Origin of the sequence: Pedobacter fastidiosus (assembly GCF_014306625.1) — a bacterium.
Taxonomy (GTDB): domain Bacteria; phylum Bacteroidota; class Bacteroidia; order Sphingobacteriales; family Sphingobacteriaceae; genus Pedobacter; species Pedobacter fastidiosus.
The window spans coordinates 56,809-73,243 of record NZ_JACRYL010000018.1; the positions used below are offsets into that span (position 1 = coordinate 56,809).

General features: G+C 35.8%; 10 protein-coding genes and 1 pseudogene. 2 read left to right on the forward strand and 9 right to left on the reverse strand.

Going from position 1 to position 16,435, the window contains the following annotated elements:
• Positions 1-96: 96 nt before the first annotated feature.
• The 8 genes from H7U22_RS17865 to H7U22_RS17900 all read right to left on the reverse strand — a co-directional run bounded on the left by H7U22_RS17865 (position 97) and on the right by H7U22_RS17900 (position 14,111).
• Positions 97-1,779 (reverse strand): alpha-amylase family glycosyl hydrolase, encoded by a 1,683-nt coding sequence (locus H7U22_RS17865; protein WP_248284791.1) that lies wholly within the window; start codon positions 1,777-1,779, stop codon positions 97-99.
• Positions 1,780-1,937: 158 nt separating this feature from the next.
• Positions 1,938-4,256, reverse strand: coding sequence for a glycoside hydrolase family 65 protein (locus tag H7U22_RS17870; RefSeq protein WP_187072705.1), 2,319 nt, complete (start codon positions 4,254-4,256; stop codon positions 1,938-1,940).
• 36 nt (positions 4,257-4,292) lie between these two features.
• Positions 4,293-4,976, reverse strand: coding sequence for a beta-phosphoglucomutase (gene pgmB, locus H7U22_RS17875; RefSeq protein WP_187072706.1), 684 nt, complete (start codon positions 4,974-4,976; stop codon positions 4,293-4,295).
• Between the two features lie 46 nt (positions 4,977-5,022).
• Positions 5,023-6,966: a glycoside hydrolase family 13 protein gene (locus H7U22_RS17880; RefSeq protein WP_187072707.1), complete on the reverse strand. Its 1,944-nt coding sequence runs from the start codon at positions 6,964-6,966 to the stop codon at positions 5,023-5,025.
• Between the two features lie 75 nt (positions 6,967-7,041).
• Complete coding sequence (locus H7U22_RS17885; protein WP_187072708.1) at positions 7,042-8,055, reverse strand: SusE domain-containing protein; 1,014 nt, start codon at positions 8,053-8,055, stop codon at positions 7,042-7,044.
• Positions 8,056-8,072: 17 nt separating this feature from the next.
• Entirely contained in the window at positions 8,073-9,677 is a 1,605-nt protein-coding gene (locus tag H7U22_RS17890; RefSeq protein ID WP_187072709.1) for a RagB/SusD family nutrient uptake outer membrane protein, read from the reverse strand.
• A 13-nt stretch (positions 9,678-9,690) separates the two neighbouring features.
• Positions 9,691-12,663 (reverse strand): SusC/RagA family TonB-linked outer membrane protein, encoded by a 2,973-nt coding sequence (locus tag H7U22_RS17895; protein WP_187072710.1) that lies wholly within the window; start codon positions 12,661-12,663, stop codon positions 9,691-9,693.
• 422 nt (positions 12,664-13,085) lie between these two features.
• On the reverse strand, positions 13,086-14,111 hold the full coding sequence (locus H7U22_RS17900; RefSeq protein ID WP_187072711.1) for a LacI family DNA-binding transcriptional regulator: 1,026 nt from the start codon (positions 14,109-14,111) through the stop codon (positions 13,086-13,088).
• Between the two features lie 236 nt (positions 14,112-14,347).
• Here H7U22_RS17900 and H7U22_RS17905 point away from each other — a divergent pair, with 236 nt between their 5' ends.
• The gene (locus H7U22_RS17905; protein ID WP_187072712.1) at positions 14,348-14,707 is read left to right on the forward strand and encodes a response regulator; all 360 of its coding nucleotides are present in this window, start codon (positions 14,348-14,350) and stop codon (positions 14,705-14,707) included.
• Between the two features lie 51 nt (positions 14,708-14,758).
• On the opposite strand, the pseudogene H7U22_RS23425 reads toward H7U22_RS17905, so the two are convergent.
• Positions 14,759-15,109: pseudogene (locus H7U22_RS23425) on the reverse strand (DUF6717 family protein).
• A gap of 151 nt (positions 15,110-15,260) precedes the next feature.
• Between H7U22_RS23425 and dinB the strand changes: the two are divergent.
• Positions 15,261-16,361: a DNA polymerase IV gene (gene dinB, locus H7U22_RS17915; protein WP_187072714.1), complete on the forward strand. Its 1,101-nt coding sequence runs from the start codon at positions 15,261-15,263 to the stop codon at positions 16,359-16,361.
• Positions 16,362-16,435: the final 74 nt, after the last annotated feature.

Sequence of the window (16,435 nt, forward strand, 5' to 3'; positions counted from 1 at the left end):
TTTTACGCTGTGTTTGTTACCACAAAAGCACAGAGAATACAAAGTATTCAAAAATTCTTGTGTTTTCTTAGTGCTCTTTGTGTCTTGGTGGTTAATCTAAAATTCTATCACCTGTGCCGAAACTGGTCCAAGTTTTACAGGGATGCTCGTTCCTGCTGGGATATTTAATTTCGTATCTGTAAGTAAATCTGTAACTGGTGATGAAGATTTAACTTTTAAAATATTATCTGGAATTTCGATGTTTGCTTCTAGCGTTTGCGAGCGATCAAAATTCACCACAACCAATAAACGCTGTTTATCTGTGTAACGAATAAAAGCATACATGCGATTATTCATGTTTCCTGAATGCGGAACTTCAAAAATATTTCCATGTAATACGGCATCGCTCTGCGTGGTAACTTTTAGCAATTGCTGATAATAAGATCGCAATTTTTGTTGCGCTCCGCTTAGTTTATGCCCATCGAACAAACCATTATTCATCCATTTTTGATGTGCTGGAACACCCCAATAATCAAATATTGTTGTGCGGTTATCATCTCCACCAAAACCTTCTATACCTTTCCCCTGCTCGCCAACTTCTTGTCCGAAATAAAGCATAACCGGACCAGCGCCCAACGTTGCAGAAACAACCATTGCAGGCAAAGCCAATTCGGGTTTTCCTGCAAATCCTGCCGAAGCAATTCGTTCTTCGTCGTGGTTTTCTAGAAAGCGTAACATATGATCGCCAAAACCAGCGCTTTCTTTTTGCCAAACGTAGTTGATTGAAGCTACATCTGCAGTTGGTTCATTTCTAATTAATTTTTTTAAGCCATCGTACAAACCCACTTTATCATATAAATAATCGAATTTTCCTTCATTCAAATATTGAAGGTAAACTTGAGGATTATAGGCTTCACCTATAAAAATGATTTTAGAATTTACCTTTTTAACTTGCGGAATTACCCAGTTCCAAAATGCTATTGGCACCATTTCGGCCATATCACATCTAAAACCATCTATATCTTTTTTGGCCCAAAACACTAAAATATCACGCATTTTTGCCCATACAGGCGGAATCGGATCAAAATATTGTTTCTCTCCATTTTGATAATCTACTCCATAATTTAATTTTATGGTCTCAAACCAATCATCAAACTTAGGTTGAGCTACAAAAACATTATTACCAGTTGCCTTCGCCGGGTTTTCATTAAACTGACCATCCTGCAAAGCAGAAATTGGAGTTTGCTTAGGTTCGTGCTGAGGTACTAAAAACTTCTGCCCCGGAATATAATAGAAATCATTTTGCGCACTGAAACCTTTTGTTAAATCATCCTTCTCACCAAAATCGATTACATTTTTAGGTTTCGCATAAGAATGATAACTTCTCGCAACGTGATTTGGAATGAAATCGATAATTACTTTTAAATCCTTTTTATGAGTTCTTTTAATTAGCGCTTCAAACTCTTTCATTCTATTATTGACATTAAGAGCTAAATCGGGGTCAACGTCATAATAATCACGAACAGCATAGGGAGAACCTGCTCTGCCTTTAACTACATCGGCATCATCAACCTTAATTCCGTACTTAGAATAATCGGTTAAACTAGCGTGTGCCAAAGCTCCTGTGTACCAAACATAATTTACATGGAGCTCTTTCAAACCATCTAAAGCCTTATCGGTAATATCGTTAAACTTGCCAGAACCATTTTGCTCAATGGTTCCGTATGGCGTATTTGTATTGTTTTTATTGCCGAATAAACGGGGTAATAACTGGTAAATAACGATTTTTTTATCGTTCATTTTTGTACTGTTTTTTTGTGCAAAGGATGATTGTGAAATTAGTAAAAGGAAAATTACTATCAAGGAAACCATTGCAGTGAGATTGCTTTGTCGTTCCTTCTCGCAATAACGACTTATTGAGTAGTTGCCGTCTTCCATTTTACATTTAACCTCTACAATCATACCAACTCTGCGTTATCTACTTCAATCTCTGCGTTTCCAGCTAGTTTGTACTGTTGGTTTCTGATGCCGATTTCCAAATCTATAGTTGCATTATTTTTAATATTGATCCCGTTCTCCGTGATTCTGATTTTTAAAGTTGCACCTCTAAAACCGATTGTAAAAGCGAACGATTTCCATTTTTCTGGCAAGAAAGGGTTGAACTGTAATTTGCCATCGCGAACACGCATTCCGGCGAAACCTTCTACAACACTCATCCAAGTACCAGCCATAGAAGTAATGTGAAGTCCATCTTCAGTATCGTTGTTGTAATCATCCAGATCTAAACGAGCGGTACGCAAATAGAATTCGTAAGCGCGGGCCTCATCGTTAAGTTTAGCAGCTAAAATGCTGTGTACACAAGGTGATAAAGAACTTTCGTGAACGGTACGTGGCTCATAGAAATCAAAATTTCTTCTGATGGTTTCCAAATCATAATCTTCTTCAAAGAAATACAATCCTTGCAGAACATCAGCTTGCTTGATAAACGGAGAACGCAAAATTCTATCCCAACTCCATTTTTGGTTAATTGGTCTGTCGCTTGTAGGCAAATCTTTAACTAAAGTTTGTTCTTTATCTAAATAACCATCCTGTTGTAAGAAAATTCCCCTTTCTGCATCTGCAGGATAATACATTTTCTCAATAATATCAGCCCAATCCGCAAATTCTTGTTGATCGAAATTTAAACTTTTTAATAAGTTCTTATATTTTTCAGGTTGTTGTTTTTTAACAATTTCTGAAGCTTCGGTTGCATATTTCATGCACCAAGTGGCCAAAATATTAGTGTACCAATTGTTGTTTACGTTATTCTCGTACTCATTCGGACCAGTTACGCCAAGCATTACATATTGTTGCTTGTCACTACTCCAATTTACGCGTTGTTTCCAGAAACGGGCAATCCCGATTAACACCTCCAAACCAAAATCAGACAGATAACTTTCATCGCCCGTGTAACGGATATAATTGAAAATGGCGAAGGCAATTGCTCCATTACGATGGATCTCTTCAAATGTGATTTCCCATTCGTTATGGCATTCTTCACCATTCATGGTTACCATTGGATACAAAGCAGCTCCATTTATGAAACCTAATTTCTCTGCATTTTCTATGGCTTTGCCCAATTGTTTGTGGCGATAAACCAACAGGTTTTTACTTACTTCTTGAGGTGCCGTTGCTAAATAAAAAGGAACACAGTAAGCTTCGGTATCCCAATAAGTAGAACCTCCGTATTTCTCGCCCGTAAATCCTTTCGGGCCAATATTTAAGCGGTCGTCTTTACCTGTATACGTTTGGAAAAGTTGAAATATATTAAAGCGAATAGCTTGTTGAGCTGAAACATCACCTTCGATAATGATATCGCTTTCTTCCCATTTCGTGGCCCAAGCTTTGGTTTGTTCATTTAATAAAGTGTCAAAACCTTTGGCAGATGCTTTTGCGATTACTGATTTTGTTTCCTTTAAAAGTTGCTCTTTCGGGTAATTCTCTGAAGATAAATTAGCGGCGATTTTTATCAGGGTGATTTCTTCATTTGCTTTTGCCTCAATAGAAAAAACTTGACCAACAAATTTCTCTTTGCGAATGGCTTCAGCATCTAAAGCTATCTTTTCATTATTTTTATAAATTTCGATGTTGCTTCCTGTACAAACCTCAAACTCAGTTTTCTTGGTTCTTAGTTTAAGATAAGCTTCATTTCCGGTGATTTCATCTGAAACTTTATCCCAGAATTTTTCATCGTAGTTGCTGTCTTGATTTTTAACATCGCCATCAATAAACGGCATTAAAGTTAATTTTCCATCAAAGTTTAAAGGTGTAATGCTGTAACGAATTGCACCAACCTCATCATCAGCTATGCTGCAAAAACGAGTAGATTTTACTTTAACTGTTTTGCCACTTTTTAGTTTAGCGGTGAAAGTACGTTCCAAAATTCCGGCATGCATATTAAGTACACGTTTGAAATCGCTTACTTCAGCTGTGGCTAAATCTAAAACTTCTCCATCTAACTTAACTTCTATACCAACCCAATTTGCTGCATTTAATACTTTGGCAAAATATTCTGGATAACCGTTTTTCCACCATCCAACTCTGGTTTTATCAGGATAATAAACGCCTGCAACATAGTTGCCCAGTAAAGTTTCGCCAGTATAAGTTTCTTCAAAATTGGCACGCTGACCCATACGGCCATTACCCAAGCTGAAAATACTTTCTGAAATTTTATTCAAATGTGGATCAAAGCCTTCTTCGATAATATTCCACTCATCTGCTTTAATGTAATTCTTCATTTTCTATACTTTCGTCATTGCGAGACAAGGGCAAACCTATAACTCTTCTAAATCCTTAACTGTTAATTTATCTAATCCACTTACTACCACATCAGCTTCGGTAAGTACACTTTTCACCCCGATGCCGATGGCTTTCATTCCACCACGTTTAGCTGCTTCAACTCCAGCTACTGCATCTTCAAAAACGACACATTCTGCTGGTTTGAAACCTAAAAGTTCGGCTCCTTTTAAAAATACTTCAGGATCTGGTTTCGATTTTGTAACCATATTTCCATCCACAATTTCATCAAAAAAATGAGCCAGATTTGTTCTTTCTAAAATAATTCCAGAGTTTTTACTAGCAGATCCTAAGGCCAATTTATAACCGACCTTATGTATCGCAGTTAAGAAATCGACAGTTCCGGGTAAAACTTCAGCAGGCGTCATTTTGGTAATCATATCTACATACCAGCTATTTTTCAAAGTGGCAAGCTCTTCTTTTTCAGCTTCGGTTTTTTCTACTTTTCCCCAAGCCAAAATTTTATTCAAACTTTCTACTCTACTTACGCCCTTTAATTGCTCGTTTTGTTCTTCAGTAAAATCAAAGCCCATTGTATTTGCCAAGCGTTTCCAAGCTTGATAATGATAAACTGCGGTATCAACCAAAACGCCATCAAGATCGAAGAGACAAGCTTTGATGGTTGATGTATGATGTGATATGTTAGATGTATTTTCTTGCATTGCTGTTATAAAAATCCGTTGACTGAAGCCGAACGGCAATGAATGTTTAATTTAATTCTAAAACTAAGGTTGTTTTTGCTGGCACATTAATTTCTTTGAATGATAATTGCGCTCCAGAAATTACATTTTTTGCGCTTGTAATACCTTCTGTTCTTTCCGCAAACCGATCTGTGGCTAAAGTTTTATCCTTTTCGGTATTATTTACCACAACCATTACAGTGCCTTTTGCTTCAGTATTATAACGGAAGTAAACATAAATATCATCTTGAGGAACAAATTGCATTAACTTTCCAGTTTGCAAGGCTGGGCTATTTTTACGGAAAGTTGCTAAGGCCTTTACGAAATTGAAGGCTTCATTTTCTTTGTTTGTTCTCCCATCTGCAACAAACTTATCTTTTTTATCACCATCCCATCCACCCGGAAAATCAGAACGAATTAAACCATCTGGATTTGAAAAGTTTTTCATCAAAATTTCTGTTCCGTAATACATCTCGGGAATACCACGCATGGTTAATAAAATAGACATGCCCATTTTATATTTATCAAAGTCTTCGCCAACCATAGAGTAAAAGCGACTCATATCATGATTATCCAAAAAGATGCAATTGGTATTCGGGTTTTTATAAAGAAAATCGTGAGCCAAAGTTGCGTATAAACGGTTGATCCCATCTACCCAGCCATTTTTTCCGTTGATGCCTTCGTAAATTGCATCTTTCAAAGTTGCGTCTGTAATGCCTTGAAGATGGGTATTAAAGCCACGATTTACCGTATTTCCTCCAGTAAAGAAAGCTTGATTTGCAACCGCAGTTACCAATGTTTCGCCAAAAACAGATAAATGAGGAAATTCTGCCTGAACTTTCAAAGCCCAATCTGCCATGTAAACAGGATCGTTGTAACCATAAGTATCTAAACGAAGTCCATCGATACCTGCATATTCTATCCACCAGATATGGTTTTGGGTTAAATAATTTTGAACATATGGATTAGTCTGATTTAAATCGGGCATGGAAGGCACAAACCAACCATCCAACATTTGTTTACGATCTGCAGCAGACGCATGCGGATCCATAACGGTTTGATCGCGATAGCTCGTTTGGGTATATTTTGGCCATTGGTTAAGCCAGTTTTTCATTGGCAAATCTTTATAAAACCAATGTCCTGTACCTACATGATTATGTACAATATCTTTAATTACCTTCATACCCTTTGCATGAACAGCTTCTACATATTTTTTGTAAAGTTCGTTTGTTCCATAACGAGGATCAATTTTATAATGATCAGTAACGGCATAACCATGATAAGATGCATGAGGCATATCGTTTTCAACTTCAGGCGTCATCCAAACCGTGGTTACACCTAAATCTTTAAGGTAATCCAAATGATTAATAACACCTTGAATATCACCGCCGTGGCGATAATACATACTATCGCGATTTAATTCAGTTTCAGCTAACCCTTTAACAACATCATTATTTTTATCACCATTGGAAAAGCGATCGGGCATTAAAAGGTAAATAAAATCTTTTTGGGTTACCCCTTGAATTCTGCCTGCGCTTTTATCACGATTTTTTAATTGGTAAGTATAATTGAAGATCTTTTTCCCGTTGAGTAAAAAGTTAATTGGGAACGTTCCCGCTTTTGTCAATGGTGAGATTTCAAGATCTAAAAATAGGTAATTAGGATTTTCAACTTTGTTTACTTTAACAAGTTTTACCCCTGGATAAGTTAAGGCAATTGTAGCTTTAGAAATGTTTTCGCCATGAACCAACAATTGCAATTTAGGATTGTGCATACCCACAAACCAAAACATTGGTTCTACACGCTCTAGCTTTTGGGCAAAGAGATTTATACTCGTTAAAAGTATAGTTAGGGTAATGAAGATCTTTTTTATTCCGGTAACATCGAAAGATTTTACCTTGAATTGAGTTTGAGCATTAAACTTTGAAGGAGATACGAAAAACGATGGGATTTGATTAAGGGATTTGATCATGCTAAACCTTTGAAATGATTTTAAAAAACCCTGCAAAAATCTTATCGATTCTTACAGGGCTATTTTAGTTAATGATTATTGTTTAACTGCAGTGTATGTTCCTGTTTTACCGTCAGCGTTAACCGTTAAAGTTAGCTTATAAGTACCTGCTGTAGAAATTACGATATTTCCTGAACCCTCGCCAATACTTACGGCCCAATCGTGATTTAATCTGAATTTAAGTTCTCCAGCTGTTAAAGCAGTTGTAACTGTCCAGCTGTTTTTTCCATCATTAATGAATTTCATATCTAATTCATTATAAGGACCAGAACCTGGAGGCCATCCTGCTGGAGTTGCACTACCAACAACAGACCAATAATCAGCTTTAGCTATTGTATATGTTTTCTTATTTAAATCTACTGTTAATAGTTTAAATTCAGCTGATATTGAACTGATGTCTCCACCAGATGTACTAATTGTTCCTGAACCTGCATCGCCATAAGCTACATCCCATTTTTTAGCAGGTGTAATTTTAAAAGCACTACCATCAAATTTAATAATACCGGTGTAAACCCCATTACTTGATAATGAAACTAAACTATCAGCAGTTGCTGGATTCCAACCTTGGTAATTTCCTGGAACATAAATCCAAGCTGAGGCCAAATATGGTGTTGCAGTTAAAGTGATAACATTTGAATAGGTTATTGCATTTGCTGCAGCGCCTGATTTTAATCTAACTTCAATTTGAGCTGAGGTACCAATTTTAGCACCTAGTGCTAGTAACATGGTATTAAAATCGTTAACTGTAGGAGAATATGATGTGCTGCTTACTACAAATTCTTTAGCTGTAGTAAAATTATTTCCTTTTAAATCAAACTGCAAGCTTGTTGCAACTGGAACCACATATCCTGTTGATGTAGAAAGTGGATATGTAAATGTTAAAGCTGGTTTAGCCCCGTTTGATTGCACCAAGCTTAATGCTGTTGCAGAAGCGGTTAAATTACCTGTTGGACTAACATTTGAAATGGTTTGAGTTTCCTCTTTTTTGCAAGACCAAAGCGACAAGGTTATTAAACCAAGCGCTAAGGATTTTAAAAATATTGATTTCATCTTTTAAAATATTAAGATTAATAACCTGTATTTTGAACCAAGTTCGGATTTGCAATCAAATCTGCATTTGGAATTGGGTATAAGTTGCGGTAAGCAGGTACGCTTGTTCCAGCTTTTACACCACCTTTAAAGGGCCATAAATAAGTAGAACCTGTAAATTTGCCATAACGTACTAAATCTGTACGGCGATGACCTTCCCAATATAATTCTCTTCCACGCTCATCTAAATAAAAATCTGTTGTTAAAGCTGCTAATGAAACATTTCCATTCGTATTGCCGTAAGCACGTTGGCGTAAAGCATTAACATATAATAATGCTTGGGCAGCGGTACCACCAGAACCACCTCTTGCAACAGCTTCTCCATAGATTAAATACTGTTCAGCTAAACGGAACAAAGCAAAATCTAATGAGCTGAATGTTCCATTTAATGATGCTGGAGTTGCGCCTGTTGAAGTAACATTTTTAAATTTAGTTACTTTAAGTCCGTCGTTTGGTGCATCAATAGCATCTATTGTTGCTTTGGGTCCTGCAAAAATTCCACGTTTATCTAAAGTTCCGTTAGCATCTGGAAACAAAGCAGGAAGATTTTGGCGGGTACGATTTCCAGCCCATCCACCGTTAGGTACCCCATAAGCAGTAGAAACCATACCAGCAGCATCTGCCGCAGTATAAACCATTGCATTGATTAGAAAAGTTGTACCACCGTAATTTGTTCCATTTACACCATCATAATTAATAGTTAAAATGTTTTCGGTATTATTTAGGTTGTTATCAGCTAAGAACAAATCTTTATAGTTAGTTTTTAAAGAATAACTAGCTCCGATAACTTTACTTGAATACGTAATTGCTTCAGTATATTTTGCAGTGCCAGTGTAAACCTGTGCATTCAAATATAACCTCGCTAATAATGCCCAATCTGCACCTTTATCTGCACGGCCATATTCGTTTGTACGAGCATCTGCCAAATCAGGTTCAATTGCTTTCAGTTCTGATTCTACATAAGCAAATAAAGCTGCTCTTTGAATTTGTTTAGGATTTACCTTGCCAATTAAATCAGTTTCAGTTACGAAAGGTGGATTACCAAAAGCATCCAACAATACCCAATATTGATAAGCACGTAAAAAACGAGCTTCGGCACGGTAACGCAAAACGTTAGTTGCATCAGCGCCAGTTATTCCGCGAGTTGCCAATTGATCTGGCGTACTTTGACGCAGATATTCGTTAACCAAAGTGATTTGCGAAATACTTCGAGAGTATAATCCTCTTAAAAATTGGTTATCGGTAGACCAAGTAGAGTTATCAAGTTCGGGAATACCAGTATCTCCCCAGTTACACACAGCTTCATCAGTAGTTAATTCTTGACTCGTCCAGAATAACCTTAAAAAATCTGCAAAACCAGAGTTTAAACCACCAACATCACTATTATCAGATCCTGATGGACTTGTTAATGCATAATTTGCATATAACCTTACTAATTCCTGTTTATAACCTGCAGGGGTAGCATATACTATACTCTCTGTAAGATCATTTGTTGGAAGTAAGTTTAATGCCTCTTTTTTACAAGAGTTTAACGACAGCATTAAAACTGCTGATGTTAATATTGTTTTAAATGAGTTTTTCATTTCTATATTTTAATTAAAAACCAACGTTTAAACCTAAAGTATATGTTCTTGGTCTTGGGTATAAATTGTAATCAATACCTGAAACTAATTCTGGATCAAGCCCTTTGTACTTAGATACGACAAAAACATTTTGGCAGTTTGCAGAAATACGCATGGTTGTATTTCCACTTTTAGATAATTTACCGATGTTATAAGCCAGGCCTAGATTATCCATTTTAAGAAACGATGCATTCTTGATGTAATAATCGCTTAAATATTGCGTAGCTGTAAAACCTGTATTTAATAAATCACTACTGGCATTATTTAGTACGCCAACTGATGTTAAAATATTTGATTTGATACCAAAGTTTGATGCAACGTTGTCGTAAACATAGTTCCCAAGATTAGCTCTTAAAACTGTATTGATTGTCCATTTTTTATAAGTGAACGCTGTATTAAAACCAAACGTAAAATTTGGATCAGGAGATTTATAAAAATATTGATCATCTGTTGTAATTGCACCATCGCCATTTAAATCTGCGTAAATACCTTCAAGCGGTTTACCAGATCCATCATAAACTTGTTTGTAAACAAAATATGATCCTGGAACTTGATTAACAGCATTATACTTTAAGTGTACGCCCGTTCCTCCAGTTATATCCCCAGCATCAACCTTAAATCCAGAGCTCGGGTTTAAAGTTAAATTTGTAACCTTTCTTTTGTTATAGGCGGCATTTACTCCAAAATCCCAAGTAATGTTGTCATTTTTAATGGCGGTGAAGTTTAAGCTTGCCTCAGCACCTCTAACATCCATATTACCTACATTGGTTACTAATTCATTGCTAAAGTTTGTACCTACTGGAATAGTGATTTTACTTAACAAATCTTTTGTTTTCTTATAATACACATCTAAACTTCCGTACAATCTTCCTTTTAAGAAACCAAAATCTAAACCTGCGTTATAAGTGGTGGTGGTTTCCCATCTCAAATCTGGGTCATAACCTGCAGGTGCATAGTAATTGTAGAAAGTATTACCAATTTGATATTGACCGGTATTAGAATTGGCATAATATTTCGATAAGTAATTATAGTTACCAATATCAGCACCATCCTTATTACCTGTCTCGCCATAACTTAATCTTAATTTTAAGTCTGATATTACTTTGCTATCCTTCAAGAAATTTTCGCCAATAATTCTCCATGTAAAACCAGCTGAAGGAAAGTACCCCCAACGATTGTTTTCAGCAAATTTAGAGGAAGCATCGGCACGCATCGTACCAGATAAAATATATTTATCAGCTAACGTGTAAACAAATCTTCCATAATAAGAGAGCAATTTGTTACGCTCAACAGAAAAAGGGAAAACTGGAGTTACTAACGCAACACCTGTGCCCGTATAATTGGTGAAATTGAAACTAGTAGTTGCGTTATCATAATAACCGTAACCAGCCGTTGCATCGAATCTACTTCTAATACTTTCTACAGTATGTGCATAATTCAAGTAAAACTCAGAGAACTTATCGTTTTCTGTTTTAAGTGCACGAGAAAAAGATCCTTTAGTAGAAGCTGCTTGTGCGGCAAAAGTAGGTACACTAATAGCGCCATAACCTTTAGATACATCATAACCTACATTTAAGTTTGCATGCAATTCTGGTAAGAAATGGAAAGAATAATCAAATTTAGCATTACCAACACTTCTAGCCGCATGGCCATTGTTATTTTGCAATTCAATTAAACCTACAGGATTACGAGGAGAATTAGGATTTGGAACCATATCAGCACCAGTACCTTGTGTCCATTCGTAATAATTGCCATATTTATTCTGAGCATAAACAGGCTGAGTTGGATCAAACTGAATTGCTGAACCAATAGCACCACCATTTGCAAAATGCGAATCCGTTAATGATCCCTTTAAGTTCAAATCGATTTTTAAATGATCTTTAAATAATCTTGGTGATAAGGTAATTGACCCTGTTCCACGTTTTAATTTATCAGTTATTAACAAACCATCTTGATCTAAATAACCAGCAGAAACACGATATGGAACACCTTTAAATGAACCTGCAATACTCAAATTGTTATCCGTAGTAAAAGCTCGTTGATAAATTTCATCTTGCCAATCTGTACTTGCTGTACCTAATAATGCTTTTTGACTAGCACTGCCGTTAGCGTTTACATAAGCACGAACTTGATCTGCAGAAAGCACATCTACTTTTTTAATGACTGTTGCAATTGAATTGTTTGTGCTGAAGTTAATTACTGGTGCTCCAGTGCCACCCTTTTTGGTGGTGATTAAAATTACACCATTAGATGCTCTGGAACCATAAATTGCGGTTGCGTTTGCATCTTTTAAAACCGTGAATGTCTCAATATCATTAGGGTTAATTAACGAAAGTGGACTTGGTGCATTATCAATAGTATTTCCACTAAAAGGAACACCATCAATAACAACTAATGGATCGTTACTTGCATTAAGAGAAGCACCACCGCGAATACGAATTGTACTTCCAACACCAGGTTGACCGCTGTTAGAAATGATGTTTACCCCAGCAATCTTGCCTTGAATTAATTGTTCAGGCGTTGTAATTGCACCTTTTTGGAAATCTTTTGAGGAAACTGTTGTGATAGATCCCGTTAGGTTTTTCTTTTCTGCAGTACCATAACCGATTACAACAACTTCGTTAAGTTTTTGTGCATCGGGTACCAATTGAAAATTAGCTGTTGCATTTGCTGTAACGCTTACTGCTTTCTCTAAGGTTTGATAACCGATAAAACTTGCAGATAAGGTTACTGAACCATTTGATAAGCCGGCAAGTTTAAAATTACCGTTTACATCCGTTGATGTACTTCTGGTTGTTCCTTTTACAAAAACGGAAGCACCAGGTAAGGGTTGGCCAGTTTCATCAAGCACTTTACCAGATATTGATCCGGTTTGTGCTTTTACGATTAGTGCTGCAAAAACTAACAGCACCAAAAGCCCCTGTTTTAACAGGTAAAATACTTTCATATTAGAAGCTCTTTAAAGTATAAAAATTTGGTTAAATATTATAGTGATTTACACATAGGCCTAATTTACAGCACTTAATGAGATTTCAAAATATATTTAAAAAATATATTTTTAAGTAAAACTTGAGGCTATAAATTCGCCTACTTTTCTGGATTTTAATGCATCATCGAAATCTCATAATATAAATTATTAATTTTTAATTACTTGTAAATCAATATATTAAAATTATAAAATATTAAAATAAAGTGTAATTTTTACACTAAGCCTATTTTTATCGATTTTTCGGGAACGTTCCCGAAAAAAAAGAAGCAAAATCGGTCTGGTTTTCGGGAACGTTCCCGAAAATTATCATAAATTCTGCGTATTTTACACTAAGTAGAGATTTTTTTTGAGATTTTGACGGCAAAAAACGAGGTTGTTTTTTACGGCTTTTTAGGGTGTTTTGAGGTGGAGTTTCTCCTGATAATTTTAGATTCCAAAACAATCTCTCTAGGCAGGTTTTTATCAGCGTGATCATCCAGAATGGTAAACAATAATTTGGCCGCTTGTTCGCCTATCTCCGTGGCTGGCTGGGTAATTGTAGTTAATGATGGGTTTAATAAGGGTGCGATTTCCAAGCTCGAAAAACTGATCACCTTCAAGTCATTCGGAATGCTAATGTTCAAATCGTAGCAGGCATAATAGGTGGCGAAAGCCAAACGTTCTACGGATGTAAAAACGCCATCTGGTTTTAGCTCTTTTAGGGCTTGCTTAATAATTATACTATTCTCTTCATAGCTATTGCTACAATCAACAATCAGGTTTTCCTCAAACGGAATTCTATGCTTAGCAAGTGCATCTATGTAACCCTGCATCCTTGTTTTTCCAATTGATAAGCTTTTGTTCACTACTAAATAAGCAACACGTTTGCAACCTTGTTCTATTAAATGCTCAGTTGCCAAAAAGCTACTATTATAATCATTAGTGATTACTCTCGGTGTTTCTATATCCTCATAAATTCGGTCAAAGAAAACCAGTGGCAAACGTTTTGCACCAAATTTATTTAGATAATTATGATCATTAGCTTCACCAGAAACCGACATTATTATGCCATCGGCCCTCCCGTTATGTAAATGACGAATAAAGGTTACTTCTTTTTTGTAATCATCATCAGTAACATAAATTAAAATGTGGTAACCATTTTCTCTTGCTACACGTTCTATTCCATGGATGGCTTGTGAGAAATAATTATTAGCCAACTCTGGAACAATAACAGCAATGGTTTTACTTTTTTGCTCTCTTAAATTGCTGGCGTAATGGTTGGGCTGGTAGTTTAATTCCTTTGCCTTGGCGAGTATGCGCTCTTTGGTAGCCACACTAATGTCGCTATTATCCCTAAAAGCCCTAGAAATTGTAGACGTTGATAAATTTAACGCTTTGGCTAATTTCTTTATATTAATACTGTCCATTTTGGCTAATTACACTAATTAGTTTGAAATTACGCTGTAAATATAAACTATAAAATTTCTAAAAAAAGTGTTCTATTTGCTTATATTAACATTTTATAAAAGCCAATCATCTTTTTTAATGCAGTATTTTTAAATAAAATTTTATTTTAAAACAAAAAGCACGTAATCAGTATTAATACGTGTATACTATTAATCATATTTGTTTTAGATATGGCAAACTTCTAGGACTACAAAGAATGAAAAACAAAAAAATACTCATCGCCGATGATGATGAAGGTATTGTCGATGCAGTTACGATGATATTAGAAGTTATGGGTTATGAAGTAGAATATACTTACGATGGCGGAACCGTAATTGATGCAGTAAAAAATAAGCCAGATTTAATTCTTCTTGATATTTGGATGAGTGGTTACGATGGCAGGGATATTTGCAGGCAATTAAAGAGCAATCCAGAATATAGAGAAATTCCTGTTTTAATGATTTCTGCAAGTAGAGATATAAAACAATCTGCGCTGGATGCTGGTGCAAACGATTTTATGGAAAAGCCCTTTGAAATGGATTCGTTATTAAATAAAGTGGATTTCCTTTTAAATTAATTCCATTGCTCCTGTGGATTGAAGTTTATATGCGTAAAATACATCTTCAAATTAAACCTCTCTAAAATATATTCTTTCGGGCAAATGCTTAAAAACAAATTCAGTTACTCCGCATAGCCAAAGTTTATGATTTTTTAAATCTCCTTTGTAGGTTTCTAAAAGATAATCACCGCCGCCGCCTAAATTTTCTTCTCTAACATAAGTTAAGGTGAGCATTTCGGCCTCATCTAGTCGCTCATCAGCCATAAAAAGTTTGCATTCATCTTCAGATTTAGCAACCTACTCTAGTAGAGTATCTGCACCTTCTACCATTTGCAAATTCTCTAAATCACCAGCCCATTCCGGTATATCGGCATACCATTCTCCTTTTGCGTTTTTATAATAGCGTATTGCTCTTTCCATATATTGTAAAGAAATAAATCTAATTCAATAATCATGATAAAAATCCCGAAATTTAAAATCCGATTAACCACAGATAGACAGATAAAATTGATTTTAGTTTTGAATGGATTCATTTTAATCTTTAAACCATTTAATAAGTGTTGAAAATTTAATGTCTGAAGAAAATTCACCTTTATTAAGAAAAATAATTCATATTGATATGGATGCATTTTATGCATCGGTAGAGCAACGTGATTTTCCTGAATACCGTGGAAAGCCTATAGTTGTTGGGGGCAAGCCCGATAGTAGAGGGGTTGTGGCCACAGCCAGTTATGAAGCTCGGCAATATGGAATTAAATCGGCAATGTCTTGCAGTAAAGCTTATCAACTCTGCCCTACTGCGATTTTTGTTTATCCTCGATTTGATGCTTACACTGCAGTTTCAAAAGCAATTAGAGAAATTTTTCATCGTTACACCGATCTAATCGAACCCTTATCTTTAGACGAAGCTTATTTAGACGTTACGGAGGATAAGCTCGGAATAGGATCAGCGATTGACATTGCAAAATCGATTAAAGATGCCATTAAAAATGAACTTAATTTAACCGCTTCGGCAGGTGTATCGATAAACAAATTCGTAGCCAAAATAGCTTCAGATATGAATAAGCCTGATGGTTTGACTTTTATCGGTCCATCAAAAATAAAGGCCTTTATGGAAAAACTTCCTGTTGAAAAATTCTTTGGAATTGGCAAGGTTACCGCTGCAAGGATGAAATCGATGCAGATTATTACGGGTGCCGATTTAAAGAAATTGAATGAATCACAATTGATTGCTCAATTTGGAAAATCGGGTAAGTTCTATTACAAAGTTGTTCGTGGAATCGACGAAAGACCTGTTCAGTCAAATAGAGAAACCAAATCTGTTGGTGCAGAAGACACTCTTTCTGAAGATACGAACGATGATTCGGTGATGCACAGCCTATTACAGCAGATTAGCGAAACTGTAGCTAAACGACTCGAAAAACACAACCTGAAAGGCAAAACAGTAACCTTAAAAATTAAGTTTGAAGACTTTAAGCAGATTACAAGAAGCAGATCTTTTGCTTTCCCCATTTATAAGGCTGATGAAATTTATACAGAAGCCATAAAACTTTTAGAAGAGGCAGACATCGGTTTCACAAAAGTGCGCTTACTTGGAATAACGCTTTCTCGTTTTTATGATCATTTGGCTATCGAAAATGCAGAAAGTAACCAACTCGAATTTGAGTTTTAACTTGAGTTGTAGAGTGTTATAAACAACAAAGGCTCCACATAAATGCAGAGCCTAAATCGTTATTTATTGGGGTA

Bases quoted from the DNA above. Each gene is read 5' to 3' on its own strand.
- H7U22_RS17865 (WP_248284791.1), bottom strand. From the start codon at position 1,779: ATGAACGATAAAAAAATCGTTATTTACCAGTTATTACCCCGTTTATTC.
- H7U22_RS17870 (WP_187072705.1), bottom strand. From the start codon at position 4,256: ATGAAGAATTACATTAAAGCAGATGAGTGGAATATTATCGAAGAAGGC.
- pgmB (WP_187072706.1), bottom strand. From the start codon at position 4,976: ATGCAAGAAAATACATCTAACATATCACATCATACATCAACCATCAAA.
- H7U22_RS17880 (WP_187072707.1), bottom strand. From the start codon at position 6,966: ATGATCAAATCCCTTAATCAAATCCCATCGTTTTTCGTATCTCCTTCA.
- H7U22_RS17885 (WP_187072708.1), bottom strand. From the start codon at position 8,055: ATGAAATCAATATTTTTAAAATCCTTAGCGCTTGGTTTAATAACCTTG.
- H7U22_RS17890 (WP_187072709.1), bottom strand. From the start codon at position 9,677: ATGAAAAACTCATTTAAAACAATATTAACATCAGCAGTTTTAATGCTG.
- H7U22_RS17895 (WP_187072710.1), bottom strand. From the start codon at position 12,663: ATGAAAGTATTTTACCTGTTAAAACAGGGGCTTTTGGTGCTGTTAGTT.
- H7U22_RS17900 (WP_187072711.1), bottom strand. From the start codon at position 14,111: ATGGACAGTATTAATATAAAGAAATTAGCCAAAGCGTTAAATTTATCA.
- H7U22_RS17905 (WP_187072712.1), top strand. From the start codon at position 14,348: ATGAAAAACAAAAAAATACTCATCGCCGATGATGATGAAGGTATTGTC.
- dinB (WP_187072714.1), top strand. From the start codon at position 15,261: ATGTCTGAAGAAAATTCACCTTTATTAAGAAAAATAATTCATATTGAT.